The sequence below is a fragment of the Dactylosporangium sp. NPDC049140 genome, from assembly GCF_040648435.1.
The window spans coordinates 219,873-233,015 of sequence record NZ_JBEZDS010000013.1 but is presented as its reverse complement, the minus strand read 5'-3'; the positions used below and the strand labels follow the sequence as shown (position 1 = coordinate 233,015).

Below are 13,143 nucleotides of genomic sequence, written 5' to 3'. Positions count from 1 at the left end.
CGCCGGTGAGGGCGCTCAGCGACGCGCCCTCGTAGCCGTGGCGCCAGAAGACCTCGGCGGCCCGGTCCGGCCGGGGACTCCCCGGACCCCGGTGTTCAGCCGTTGAGATAGGCCAGGACGGCAAGCACCCGGCGGTTGTCGTCGTCGGAGGGTGGCATCTCGAGCTTGGTGAGGATGTTGTTGATGTGCTTGCTCACGGCCTTCTCGGTGATGCGGAGCTTGACCGCGATCGCCGCGTTGGAGCGGCCTTCGGCCATCTCGCCGAGCACCTCGCGCTCCCGGGCGGTGAGCACCGCCAGCGGCTCCCGGCGGACGAGGAGCTGGGAGATCACCTCCGGATCCATGGCGGTGCCGCCCCCGGCGACCCGGCGGACGGCCTCGACGAACTCGCCGACGTCGGACACGCGGTCCTTGAGCAGGTATCCGATGCCGCCGTGCGGGGTGCTGAGCAACTCCCGGGCGTAGAGCGGCTCGACGTGCTGGGAGAGCATGAGGACCGGCAGGCCGGGACGCTGGTTCCGGGCCGCGATCGCCGCTTGGAGGCCCTCGTCGGTGAAGGTCGGTGGCAGGCGGACGTCGATGACGGCCACCTCGGGCTCGTGGGCCAGCAGGGCGGGCAGCAGGTCGGGGCCGTTGTCGACCGTGGCGACGACCTCGAAGTCGAAAGCTTGGAGCAGCCGGGTCAGCCCGTCCCGGAGGAGGGCGTGGTCCTCGGCGATGACAGTGCGCACGGCATCTCCATGGTGATGACGGTGGGCCCGCCGGCCGGGCTCGACAGTGTGACCGTGCCGTCGAACGCGGCGAGGCGGCGTTCGATGCCGCGCAGCCCCGTCCCGGCGGCGGGGTCGGCGCCTCCGGCGCCGTCGTCGGTGACGACGATGGTCAAGGTGCGGTCCCTGTGCCGCAGCGATACGGATCCGCAGTGGGCGCGGCTGTGACGGATCAGGTTGGTCAGGGCCTCGGCGACGGCGAAGTACGCCGCGGACTCCACGGGTGTGTCGGGCCGTCCCGACAGCTCGACCTCGACGGCGATGGGGATGGGCAGGCTGAGCGCGAGCGCCCGGACGGCGCCGCCCAGGCCGCGCTCGGCGAGCACCGGCGGGTGGATGCCCCGGACGAGGTGGCGCAGCTCGACCAGGGCCGTGGTGCTCGATTCGCGGGCCTCGGCGAGGAGCTTGTGGGCCTCGGCCGGCTTCCGGTCGATCAGAGTGTCGGCCAGGCCGATGATCAGGCTGAGTGACACGAGGCGGGCCTGGACGCCGTCGTGCAGGTCGCGTTCGATGCGGCGCAGCTCGGCTGCCTGGGCGTCCACGGTGTCGGCGCGCGTGATCGTGAGTTGCGTGACGCGCAGCCGGAGTTCCGCGTTTCTGGTCGGGGCGAGGAACAGCCGGGTGAAGCGGGCGTCGACGCGGCGCAGCCAGGGCGCCAGCCACAGGCCGCCGGCCAGGATGACGGCGCCCTGAGGCAGGCAGAGCAGGGCGGCGGGCCATGTGGCGGCGGACCAGATGGCGCCGTAGCCGTACCAGCCGGTGCCGAGCCAGATCCAAACCGGCGTCAGCGTCAGCCCCGCGAGCCCGTACAGCGGCACGAGTACGCCGATCGTTCCGAGACCGAACCCGACGACCGCTTCGGGGGCGAGCCAGGCGAGGTCGCGCCAGGTGGCCGGGTCGGTCACGATCCACCGGAAGCGCGGCCAGACGCCGGCGACGGCCGGTTCCGGCGGCGGATGGTACGGGCGTGTCACCGCAACGCCGGTCCGTGAGGCGCGTCGGCGCTCCAGGTCGGTGCGCATCCGGACCAGCGTCATCGTCCAGGGCACCAGCGCGAGGCCGAGGTACGGCACCGGCGTCAGGGCCAGCACGACGATCGACACGAACAGCAGCAGGATGTTGGTGAAGGCCAGCCCGATCGCGGCCATACCGCTCAGCACGCCGCGCACACCGCGCCGCGCCCATCCGCACACCCATCGGCCGGCCACGTCAACAGTTTCGTACACCGCCGGCCTCGGCGCGCCGCGATGGTGGTGCCAGCACCACTCGGACCGCAGGCGGTAGCGCTCCTGACGGCCGGCTCCGAAGGCGATTTGATAAAAGGATGACGATCACCCTGACATCGGCGGTCACGCCAAGGCCTCCGCGGACCACCGCCGGCAGCGACTTCGCCGTCCTGGCCCGCCGGATCAACGACGAAGGGCTGATGCGGCGCCGGCCCGCCTACTACCTCGCCCGGTTGAGCGTCGTCACGCTGATGTTCCTCGGCGGCTGGACCGCCTTCTTCCTCATCGGCTCGTCGTGGTGGCAGATGGTCACGGCCGCGTTCCTGGCCGTCACGTTCACCCAGGTCGGCCTCGTGGCGCACGATCTGGCCCACCGCCAGGTCTTCCGCACCAAACGCCCCGGTGAGATCGCCGGACGCATCGCCGCCAACCTCGTCGTCGGCATGAGCTACGGCTGGTGGATGGACAAGCACACCCGCCACCACAACAACCCCAACCACGACGACCTCGACCCGGACGTCGCGCCCGAGGTGCTCATCTGGGCCACCGAGTCGGCCCTGGGGCGGCGCGGGTTGAAGGGCTTCATCACCCGGCACCAGGCCGCGCTGTTCTTCCCGCTGCTCACCCTGCTCGCCATCGACCTCAAGGTGTCCAGCATCAAGGCATTGCGCAACGGCACCGTGAAGCGCCCGCTCCTGGAAAGCGTGCTGCTGGTCCTGCACGCCGGCGCCTACCTCGCGGCGCTGCTGGTCGTCCTGTCGCCGCTGCAGGCCGTCGCCTTCCTCCTGGTACACCAGGCGCTGTTCGGGGTGTATCTCGGCATGACGTTCGCCCCCAACCACAAGGGCATGCCGCACCCGGCCGGGGACGAGGACTTCCTGCGCAAGCAGGTGCTCACGTCCCGCAACGTCCGCGGCGGCCGGATCACCGACATCGCACTGGGCGGCCTGAACTACCAGATCGAGCACCACCTGTTCCCGGGCATGCCGACGCCCAACCTGCGCAAGGCCCAGCCGATCGTGCGGGCGTACTGCGCCGACCTCGGCGTTGCCTACGAGGAGACAAGCCTCACGACGTCGTACCGGCAGGCCCTGCAGTACCTGCACGAGGTGGGCGCGCCGGCCCGCGCCGAGCACGCGGCCCGCTGAGCCGGCCGCTCAGCCATCGGCGCACAGCGGGCGGTGTCTACGCGGTCGGCGACGCGACGAGTGTCGGCACGCCCAAGGCGGGGGTCGTCGCCGAGAGGCAGGCGGCGGTCGTCGCCGCCCAGATCATCGCGGCGCACCGGGGCGAGGGCGACGCGGCGACGTACGACGGCACCGGCATCTGCTTCGTCGAGTTCGGCCGCACCTGGCACTGAACCGCCGCGCGGGGCTCGGGTGGACCCGAGCCCCGCGTCCGGCCGAGCGCCGCCGGCGCGGCCGCGCCTACGCGCCCGAGATGGCCTTGAGTGCCGTGTCGAGTGCCTGGTCGGCCGGGACGGAGATATCGGGGACCACGCCCACGCCTTCCCAGTTGGTGCCGGTGACGCTGTTGATGGTCCGGGCGGTCGGCACGGTCACGAGGATGTGTTCGGTGACCGGGTGGCGGTCCGTCGGATGCGCGCCGCCACGGGTCGTCTCACCGACGACGACGGCCCGGCCGTGCGCTTGCAGGGTGTACGCCACGTCCTCGCCCCCGGAGAACGTAACCGCGCTGGTGAGCGCATAGACCGGGCGGTCCGCATAGCGCGGCGCGGGAAGGTACGCGGTCGTCCAGAACTGGCGGGTGGCGCCGGTGGACCGCTCGTAGAAGTCGTTGAGGTGCACCTGGTCGTCGCGGAAGAAGTAGCTGCACCACATCGCGGCCCCCTCCGGTGCCCCACCGGCGCAGGCGCGCAGGTCCAGGATGAGCGCGGAACTGTGGGCGACCAGCTGCATGGCCGCGCCGATCGTGCCGGCCCCTTCGTCGGCGTACGCGATGCGCCGCAGGTCGATGAGCCCGACGTTCCCGTCCAGCTGCTCGACCCGGCGGACCCCCTGGTTCTCCGCCCTGAGCAGCGCGAGGAACGCGGCCCGCCCGCCGTCCTCGTCCGCTGGATCCAGCGACTGCGGCTCGTCCGTCCACAGCAGCCGCAGATGCTTGTCCGGGCACGCCGCCTGAAGGTGCGCGGTCACCGTCGCGCAGAGCGCCGGCCCGTCCAGGTCGTCGTACTCGCCGGCCGCGAGACGACCCCGGATCGCGGCGTCGATGTCCGCGACCTTCGCCGGGAAGACGTACCCTGCCTCGATCCGATCCAGGGCCTGTCCGATGATCTGTTCGTTTGTGAGCACGGCGGGCCATGATAGACCGCTGCCGAACAGCGGTCCTCAGCCCTGCAGGAGCTGCCGGGCCATCACGATCCGCTGAACCTGGTTCGTGCCCTCGTAGATCTGGGTGATCTTCGCGTCGCGCATCATGCGCTCCAGCGGGAAGTCCTTCGTGTAGCCGTAGCCGCCCAGGAGCTGGACCGCGTCCGTTGTGATGGACATCGCCGCGTCCGAGGCGAAGCACTTGGCCGCCGCGCCGAAGTAGGTCAGGTCGGCGTCGCCGCGCTCCGACTTCGCGGCCGCCGCGTAGGTGAGCTGGCGCGCCGCCTCCAGCTTCATGCCCATGTCGGCCAGCATGAACTGGATGCCCTGGAAGTCGGCGATCGCCTTGCCGAACTGCCTGCGCTCCTGTACGTAACCCAGCGCGAAGTCGAGCGCACCCTGCGCGATGCCCAGGGCCTGCGCCGCGATCGTGACGCGCGTGTGGTCGAGCGTGCGCATGGCCGTACCGAAGCCGGTGCCCGGGTCGCCGATGATGCGGTCGGCCGGGATGCGGACGTTGTCGAGGTAGACCTCGCGCGTCGGGCTGCCCTTGATGCCGAGCTTCTTCTCGGGTGCGCCGAAGCTCACACCCGGGTCGGACTTTTCGACCACGAACGCCGAGATGCCCCGCGAGCGCGCGGTCGGATCCGTGACAGCGAAGACGGTGTAGTACTCGCTCACCCCGGCATTGGTGATCCAGCGCTTGACCCCGTTGAGCACCCACGTGTCGCCGTCGAGCTCGGCGCGGGTCTTCATGCCCGCCGCGTCGCTGCCCGCCTCGGGCTCGGACAGGCAGTACGAGAACATCGCGTCGCCGCGGGCGACCGGGGACAGGTAGCGCTGCTTGAGCTCGTGGGAGCCGGCCAGGAGGAGAGGCATGGTGCCGAGCTTGTTCACGGCGGGAATGAGCGAGGAGGAGGCGCAGGCGCGGGCGACCTCCTCGATCACGATCGCGGTGGCGAGGGCGTCCGCGCCGGCGCCGCCGTACTCCTCCGGGATGTGCGGAGCGTGGAAGTCGGCGGCACGCAGCGCATCGTACGAAGCCTGGGGGAACTCGCTCGTTTCGTCCGCAGTCGCCGCGTTCGGTGCGACCTTTCCGTCACACACTGCACGCACCGCCTCACGCACAGCGATGTGCTCCTCGGGCAGCGAATAGGCCTCGAACACGGTAAACCCCCTCGTCACAGCGCTGCTGAACCTCCGTTCAGCGGCCCGCCGCTGTGAGCATACCGACGAGTAACGAAACATCCGAAGGCACGGTTGCCGCCAAGGGTCTATCCTCGCCGTGGCGACGTCGGCCCGATCCCATAAGGCGAGGGTCGGCCGAGCGGACCTCGATCGAGCGGAGATTAAGGCGTGACCATCGCGTACCCCAGCACCCCACCCGTCGTAGCTGCGCCCTCTGGATCGGCGCGGCCCCGGCTGACCTTCCTGGGCACCGGATACCTCGGCGCGACCTACGCGATCTGCTTCGCGGAACTCGGCTATGAGGTGATCGGTTTCGACATCGACGAGGCCAAGATCGCCAAGCTGGCCGGCGGGGACGTGCCGTTCCACGAGCCCGGCCTGGACGAGCTGCTCCGCAAGAACCTGTCGGCCGGTCGGCTGCGGTTCTCGACGTCCTACGAGGAGGTCGCCGAGTTCGGCGACATCCACTTCATCTGCGTCGGCACCCCCCAGCGTGCCGACGGCATGGCCGCCGACCTCTCCCACGTGGAGAGCGCGGTGTCCAACCTGGTCCCGCACCTGACCCGCAAGGCGCTCATCGTCGGCAAGTCGACCGTCCCGGTCGGCACCGCCGAGTGGATCGAGCAGCTCGTGGACCGCAACTCCACCGTCGACCTCGGTGTCGAGGTTGCCTGGAGCCCCGAGTTCCTGCAGGAGGGCGTGGCCGTCGAGGACGTGCTGCGGCCCAACCGCGTCATCTTCGGCGTCAAGTCCGAGTGGGCGACCGGCATGCTCTACTCGGCCCACAAGGGCGTGTTCGACCTGGCCGTCACCGAGGACCGTGAGGTCCCGGTCGTCGTCACCGACTTCGCCACCGCGGAGCTGGTGAAGGTCGCGGCCAACGCGTTCCTGGCCACCAAGATCTCCTTCATCAACGCGATGGCCGAGGTCTGCGAGGCGGCCGGCGCCGACGTGACCCAGCTGGCCCGCTCCATCGGCTACGACGCCCGCATCGGCAACAAGTTCCTGCGCGCCGGCGTCGGCTTCGGCGGCGGCTGCCTGCCCAAGGACATCCGCGCGTTCCAGGCCCGCGCCCAGGAGCTCGGCGTCGGCGAGGCGCTGCGCTTCCTGCACGAGGTCGACCTGATCAACCAGCGCCGCCGGCAGAAGATCGTCCAGCTCTCGGCCCAGCTGCTCGGCCGCGGCTACGGCCCGGCGGGCCCCGACCTGGCCGGCACCAAGATCACGGTGCTGGGCGCGACCTTCAAGCCCAACTCCGACGACGTGCGCGACTCGCCGGCCCTCTCGGTCGTGCGCAAGCTCGCCCGCTCCGGCGCCGAGGTCACCGTCTACGACCCGGAGGGCATGGAGCAGGCCCGGGCCGAGGTCGCCGACGTCGCCTACGCCAAGACGCTCAACGACGCCGTCACCGGGTCCGACCTCCTGTGCGTGCTCACGGAGTGGGAGGAGTTCCGCAACACCGACCCGAACTCGCTCTCCCCGCTGGTCTCGGCGAAGCGCGTGATCGACGGCCGGAACTGCCTCGACCAGGCGGTCTGGGTCGCCGCCGGCTGGGAGTACCGCGGCATGGGGCGTCCGGTCGTTTCATAGAGAACCTCCCGAACGGGCACTTCGCTTTCGTCGCCCGTCGAAACAAGGCATTCTTCCCAGTAGGGCGTGAACGGCCGGGGCACCGCAGCGCGGGGTCCCGGCCGAGAGCACCGGGGGAGGAGTGGCGTGGAGACGTACCCGTGCCCAGCGTGTGGTGGGCCGGCCAGCGAGGCCACCGGCTGCCGTTCGTGCGGCCGGCCGCACGATCCGGACGCGGCGGCGCTCGCCCTGTTCCAGCGGACCGTCGCGGCGCTGGAACAGAAGAAGCGCGACCTGACCGAGAACCACCAGATGCTGCGCAAGCAGCTCGCGCACACCTCCGCGCAACGCGACAGCCTCCGGCGCAAGGTCCGCGCGACGGTCGACGCCGAGCGCGCCGCCCAGGCCGCGAAGGCCAAGCGCCCGCTGCTGGGCCGCCAGCGTGAGGCCGCCCCGCCGGCCGTGACCCAGGCCGCGGCGCCGGTGAGCCCGCCCCCGGAGCCGGTCACCGCCGCCACGACGGCCACGACCACGACGGCCACCACCACCACCGCCCTGCCGCCGGTACCGCCGAGCCAGCAGCGCTTCTCCCCGCGCGCGCCGCACGCGGTCGAGAGCGGCCACGTGCCCGCCACGAGCCGCATCGCCCCGCTCGACGTGCCCCCGCCGCGCCGGCCCCGAGCCGGCGAGCGCAGCCTCCCGGCCGGCGACCAGCCCGAGGCGACCGAGAGCAGCATGCAGGCGTCGGTCCTGGCGCTGGGCGGCCTGCTGCTGGCCGGTGCCGCGATCGTGCTCACCCTCGACGCGTTCGGCAGCATCGGCACCGTCGGCCGGGTGCTGTCCCTGGCCGCCATCACCGCGATCGCCCTGGCCCTGCCGCTCGTGCTGGTCAAGCGCGGGCTGAGCGCGACCGCCGAGACCGTCGCCTCGGTGGCCCTGCTGCTCGTGCTCCTCGACGGCTACGTTGTGCGCTCGGAGCACCTGCTGGGCGCGGACCGGCCCCGGTTCAGCACCTATCTGGGCCTCGTCTGCCTGGTCACGGCCGGGGTCGCGGCCGTGTACAGCATGCAGAGCCACCTGATCGCGTCCCGCTACGCGACGCTGCTGGCCCTGCAGCCGGTACTGCCGCTGCTGTTCTACGACGCGATCCACGGCCCGACCGGGTGGGCGATCGCGCTGTCCGGCGTGGCGCTGATCGACCTCGCCTTCGCCGTCGCGCTCAAGCAGTCGATCCAGCGCCGCGTCGACGCCCACCACGAGGACGCCGCCGCCGAGGACGAGCTCGCGCACACCGGCCGCACCAACCGCATCGCCGACGGGCTGATGCGCGACATGGCCTGGATCCTCTTCGCCGTCGCCACCGGGGTCGCGCTGCTGGCCGCCACGGTCGGGCTGGCCGCCACCGACGAGCGCGTGCCGACGCTGCAGGCCGCCGCGGCCATGCTCGTGGCCGCCGGGCTCGGCGTCGGCGGCGCGCTGAGCTGGCGCCGCGGGGTGCTGCCCGACGTCGCCGCGGGCGTGGCCACCGGCGCCGTCATCGTCGCCATCGCGCGGGTCGGGGCCGTCTGGCTGCCCGGCTCGACCCCGCTGTTCCTCGCCCTCGCGGTGACGGTCGCGGCCGCCGGGGTACCGCTGCTGCCCGCCGACGCGCGCCGCGGCCCCCGCTACGCCGTGTCGGTGTCGGCCGCCGGCGCGGCGCTGCTGGTGCTGGTGCGGGCCTTCCCGGGCATCGCCGCGCCGCTGCGGGCCGCGTGGCCGGTCTGGGACGCGGATCTGAGCACGTACGAGAGCCGCATCCACGCCGCCGTCGGCCTGGACGGCTGGCAGTACGTCATCGCGATCCTGCTGCTCACCGGCGCCTGCATCCTGATGCTCAGCGGCCGCAGCGAGCCGGTGGGCGTCCCGCTGCGCGACGGCATCGGCCCGCAGGTGGCCCCGGACGAGCTGCGGATCGACATCGCCGTCGTCGGCGCGGCCCTGACCCTGCTCGTCGCGCCCGCCGCGCTCGGCCTGAGCTGGCTGGCGATCCCGGCCCTGGCGGTCAGCGCGGCGATCGTGGCCGGCGCCCTGGCGCTGCGCGTCCGCGCCCCGCACACCGCCTGGGTCTGCCTCGGCGCCGCGCTCGGGCTCGGCCTCTACGCGGCCGCGGCCGCCCTGGTGCGCCCGGGCGCGACCGCGCTCACGCTGACCGCGATCACCGTCGCCGGGGCCGCGATCGCCTGGCTGCCGCGCCCGCACCACACCGACGGCGACCGGCTCGCGGTCACCCAGCGGGTCGCCGACGCCGCGGCCGGCGGCGCGCTCTTCGCCCTGCCCGGCGCGGCCGCGGCCGCCGCCGCGATCGTCTTCGGCGACCTGCCCGGCGGCGCGACCGTCGTGCTGGTGATGAGCTTCCTCGCGCTCGCGGTCAGCCTCGCGGTGGCCGCGCTGACCCAGGTCGCCCGCGGCGGCGAGCCCAGCGTGCCGCTGCTGGCCGGGGCCACCGCCGCCGCGCTCGCGGTCGGCCTCGCCACCGTGATCGCCGAGGGCGCCACCACCATCGACCTCGTCATCGGCCTGCTCATGGTGATCGCCGCGGTGACGCTGTGGGCGGCGCCGCGGATGGACGACCGGCAGACCTTCGGCGTCGAGTTCACCGGCTCCGACGCCGCCGCCGCGGCCGTCACCATCGCCGCGATCGGCGCGGTGGCCCGGGCCGTGTCGCTGGCCGCCTCCGGGATCGAGGTGGTCACCCTCGCCCTGCTCGTGTTCCTCGTCGCGGTCGCGGCCCGCTCGTCGCTGCCGGAGGAGTGGCGGCGCGGCCCGGTCGCGGGCGCCGCCATGGTCGGCTTCGGCACGGGGCTGTACGCGGGCGCCCTGTCAGTGATCGGCGCCGTCGGCGTGATCCGGGCCGCCGACCCGATGTGGCGCGCCCCGCTGGACGCCCGGTGGGCCCAGAGCGCGCACGGGCTCGCCGAGTTCGGCTGGCAGATCCCGGTCGCCCTGCTGCTGCTCGCCGGGGCGGCCGCGATCGCGCTGCCGCAGCCGTACGGCGACGACATCGCCTCGGCCGCCCTCGTGCTCGCCACCCTCGGCGCCCCGGTCGGGCTGGGCCTGGGCTGGCAGGCGCCGATGGTGATCGGCTGGGCCGCGGCCACCGGCGTCGCCGCGTGGGCGTCCTTCGCCCGCAGCTGGCGCGGCGTCTACACGCGCCTCGGCGCGGCCCTCGTGGCCGGGCTCTTCGCGGCCGGTGGGAGCCTCGTGCGCCCCGGCGCCACCGCCGGCACCCTCGCCGCGCTCGGCGTCAGCGGCGCGCTCATCGCCGGCCTGGCCCGCACCGTGGCCCTGCGGCGCGAGGCCTCCGACCGCCCGGCCGGCCAGGACGTCGACGACGAGGACGTCGACGGCGGCCCGCTGACCGTCGTCGGCGGGGCCGGGGTGGCCGGCGCGCTGTTCGCGTTCACCGGAGCGGCCGCGGCGATGGTCGGCAGCCTGCACCCGGACCGGCCCAGCACGATCCTCATCGCCGCGCTCGCGACCGCCGCCGTGGGCCTGGCCGCCGCCGCGGCCTCGGCCCAGCAGGCGCCCGGCTACATGCCGTACGTCAGCACCGGCGTCGCGGTCTCCGCGACCACGATCGCGCTGGTGGCGCTCGTGGTCCAGCGCGACGGCGCGGTCGTCTACGCCGCGGCCGCCGCCCTGCTCGGGGTGCTGGCCGAGCTGCTGCGGGCCAACTGGTACCGCCCCACGGAGCCCGAGTACGGGCGCTTCCGGCCGGACCGCGGCGGCCGCCCGGTGCGCTGGGACCCGTCGCGGCACCAGCAGCGGATCCCGCGCAACTTCGCGCTCGGCGTCGCCGCGGCCGCCGGCATCCCGGCCGCGATCGTCGTGGTGTTCCTCGCGCCCGCGCTGTTCGCCGCGCTCGCCGGGCCGTACCGCTGGGTCCAGCACCCCTGGACCGGCACCCCGGAGAGCGCCGCGGACCTGGGGTCGCTGACGCAGTACGCCGGCAACAGTACCCACGTGCTGGGCGCCTTCCTGCTCACCGTCGCCGCCGCCCTGATGGCGGTGGGGCTGGGCGGCGACGCGCAGGCGGTGGCCAACCGGGCGGTCGCCATCGTGGTGCCCGGCGCGGCCCTGACCCTGCTCATCGCCCCGGCCGCGCTCGCCGCGCCGTGGCCGGTGCAGCCGACCCTGGCCCTGCTGGTGGCCACGATCGCCGGGCTCGGCCTGGCCCTCACCGTGCCGCCGTCGCCCGCGAGCCCCGACGCCCGGCTCATGATCGGTGCGCGCCGGCTGGTGTTCGTCATCGCGGTGCTGGCCGCGGGGGCGGGCGGGGCCGGCAGCCTGGCCACCCGCAGCCAGACGCTGACCTGGCTGGCCGGCTCGGTCGTGGTCGGCGCGATCGGCGGCATCTGGGGCAAGACCCCGAACGGCCGGATCCTCGGCTGGCACGTGGCCGCCTCGACCGCCGAGGGCTTCGCCATCGCCGCCGGGCTCGCGGCCGGCCTGGGCCTGAAGCAGTGCGCGTTCCCGCTGCTCATCGTGGCGACCGCGCTGCTGGTGCTCGGCGCCGCCCTGCCCCGCCTGCGGCCGAGCGACAGCATCAACCGCGAGGCGATGACGGTCGAGGCGGCCGGGTACGCCGGCGCCGGCATCGCGGTGCTGCTCACCCTCGGCTCGCCGGCGCACACCGCGGCCGCCCTGACTGCCGTCGGGGCGATCCTCGGCCTGTCGGCGGCGCGCAAGGGCCGCAGCGGGCGCCAGCGCACGATCCTCATCATCGCCGCGTCGATCGCCGAGCTGCTGGCGATCTGGCTGCTGCTCATCACCGTGCGGGTCGCGGTCCCGGAGGCGTACACGCTGCCGTTCGCCGCTCTCGCCCTCATCACCGGCCTGATCGAGATCCGCAACCGGCCGGAGCTGGGCAGCTGGCTCGCCTACGGCCCGGCGCTCGTGGCCGGCTTCGGCCCCAGCCTGGCGATCGCCGTGGCCCAGCCCGACTCGCCGGAGCTGCGCCAAGTGCTGCTCATCCTGGCCGGCGTCATCTGCGTGGCGATCGGCGCCGCCCGCCAGCAGAAGGCCCCGGTCGCGGTCGGCGCCACGGTGACGGTGATCGCGACGGTGAACGAGCTGTTCCGCATCGGCCTGCCGTTCTGGATGATGCTGCTGCTGTTCACCGGCACCGGCGTGCTGCTGATCAGCCTCGGCGCCACCTACGAGCAGCGCCAGCGCCTCGACCGCCTGCGCGGCGCCTACCGCGGGATGCGCTGAACGACCTCGAGCGTCCGGGAGCCCTCGGCGGCGGTGTAGACGACGAGCAGCTGGTCCTCGTCGCCGGGCCAGCGCAGCGTCTCGTACGAGAACGCGAGCGACCCGAGCGACGGGTGCTCGATCAGCTTGTCGCCGTGCGTCTTCTCGCGCACGTCGTGGCGGGCCCACAGCGCGGCGAACCCGGGGCCGGCCGCGGACACCTCGGCCACGAGCTCGGCCAGGAGCGGGTCGCCGGGGTGCCGCCCGGCGTCCAGGCGCAGGTAGGCGACCGCCTCGCCGGCCACGGTGGCCCAGTCGGCGTAGAAGTCGCGGGCGGCCGGGTCGCAGAAGGTGTGCCGGACCACGTTGAACCCGGGCGCGAAGCCGCCGATCGCCCCCGCGAGGGCGTTCCAGGCCAGCACGTCCATCCGCCGCCCGAGGATGAACGCGGGCGTGTCCGCCATCATCGCGAGCATTCGCAACGCGCCGTCGCGCACCGTTTGTTCAGACGCGGCAGCTGTACCGGTTGTGCCTCGCACCAGCGCCGAGAGGTGCTCGCGCTCGGTGCCGTCCAGCCGCAGCGCCCTTCCGATCGCATCCAGCACCGCATCGGAGACGTTGGGGGTGCGCCCCTGCTCGAGGCGGACGTAGTAGTCGACGCTCACCCCGGCCAGCTGCGCCAGCTCCTCCCGCCGCAGCCCCGGCACCCGGCGCCGCCCGTACTGCGCCAGCCCCGCGTCCTCGGGCCGGATGCGGGCCCGCCGCGACCTGAGGAACTCCCCGATCTGCTCCATGCCCCGATCCTGGTCCTGCCAGACCCTGGGTACA

The 13,143-nt window shown here is 73.5% G+C and carries 9 protein-coding genes; 3 read left to right on the top strand and 6 right to left on the bottom strand.

Annotated elements, in window-relative coordinates; genetic code table 11:
- Window positions 1–95: 95 nt before the first annotated feature.
- Together AB0B76_RS23210 and AB0B76_RS23205 are read right to left on the bottom strand one after the other, a co-directional pair.
- Window positions 96–731 (bottom strand): response regulator transcription factor, encoded by a 636-nt coding sequence (locus tag AB0B76_RS23210; protein WP_360378565.1) that lies wholly within the window; start codon window positions 729–731, stop codon window positions 96–98.
- Window positions 683–1,930 carry a sensor domain-containing protein gene (locus AB0B76_RS23205; protein WP_360378562.1) on the bottom strand — a complete coding sequence of 416 codons (1,248 nt, stop codon included), beginning with the start codon at window positions 1,928–1,930 and terminating at the stop codon, window positions 683–685. The genes AB0B76_RS23210 and AB0B76_RS23205 overlap by 49 nt, the downstream gene beginning before the upstream one ends.
- Before the next feature lie 164 nt (window positions 1,931–2,094).
- Between AB0B76_RS23205 and AB0B76_RS23200 the strand changes: the two genes are divergently transcribed.
- Complete coding sequence (locus AB0B76_RS23200; RefSeq protein ID WP_360378559.1) at window positions 2,095–3,144, top strand: acyl-CoA desaturase; 1,050 nt, start codon at window positions 2,095–2,097, stop codon at window positions 3,142–3,144.
- Window positions 3,145–3,181: 37 nt separating this feature from the next.
- Here AB0B76_RS23200 and AB0B76_RS23195 read toward each other — a convergent pair whose 3' ends face one another.
- From AB0B76_RS23195 to AB0B76_RS23185, 3 genes are all read right to left on the bottom strand, one after another.
- Window positions 3,182–3,316, bottom strand: coding sequence for a hypothetical protein (locus tag AB0B76_RS23195; RefSeq protein ID WP_360378555.1), 135 nt, complete (start codon window positions 3,314–3,316; stop codon window positions 3,182–3,184).
- 107 nt (window positions 3,317–3,423) lie between these two features.
- On the bottom strand, window positions 3,424–4,308 hold the full coding sequence (locus AB0B76_RS23190; protein WP_360378552.1) for a S41 family peptidase: 885 nt from the start codon (window positions 4,306–4,308) through the stop codon (window positions 3,424–3,426).
- A gap of 36 nt (window positions 4,309–4,344) precedes the next feature.
- Window positions 4,345–5,493: an acyl-CoA dehydrogenase family protein gene (locus AB0B76_RS23185; protein WP_360378550.1), complete on the bottom strand. Its 1,149-nt coding sequence runs from the start codon at window positions 5,491–5,493 to the stop codon at window positions 4,345–4,347.
- Between the two features lie 189 nt (window positions 5,494–5,682).
- Here AB0B76_RS23185 and AB0B76_RS23180 point away from each other — a divergent pair, with 189 nt between their 5' ends.
- Entirely contained in the window at window positions 5,683–7,104 is a 1,422-nt protein-coding gene (locus AB0B76_RS23180; protein ID WP_360378547.1) for a UDP-glucose/GDP-mannose dehydrogenase family protein, read from the top strand.
- 126 nt (window positions 7,105–7,230) lie between these two features.
- Complete coding sequence (locus AB0B76_RS23175; RefSeq protein WP_360378545.1) at window positions 7,231–12,336, top strand: hypothetical protein; 5,106 nt, start codon at window positions 7,231–7,233, stop codon at window positions 12,334–12,336.
- On the opposite strand, the gene AB0B76_RS23170 is transcribed toward AB0B76_RS23175, so the two are convergent.
- Window positions 12,318–13,109 (bottom strand): helix-turn-helix transcriptional regulator, encoded by a 792-nt coding sequence (locus AB0B76_RS23170; protein WP_360378543.1) that lies wholly within the window; start codon window positions 13,107–13,109, stop codon window positions 12,318–12,320. The two genes, AB0B76_RS23175 and AB0B76_RS23170, sit on opposite strands and share 19 nt — an antisense overlap.
- Window positions 13,110–13,143: the final 34 nt, after the last annotated feature.

What these genes read in the sequence shown, in the direction of transcription:
- AB0B76_RS23200 (WP_360378559.1), top strand. Translation starts at nt 2,095, where the DNA reads ATGACGATCACCCTGACATCGGCGGTCACGCCAAGGCCTCCGCGGACC.
- AB0B76_RS23170 (WP_360378543.1), bottom strand. Translation starts at nt 13,109, where the DNA reads ATGGAGCAGATCGGGGAGTTCCTCAGGTCGCGGCGGGCCCGCATCCGG.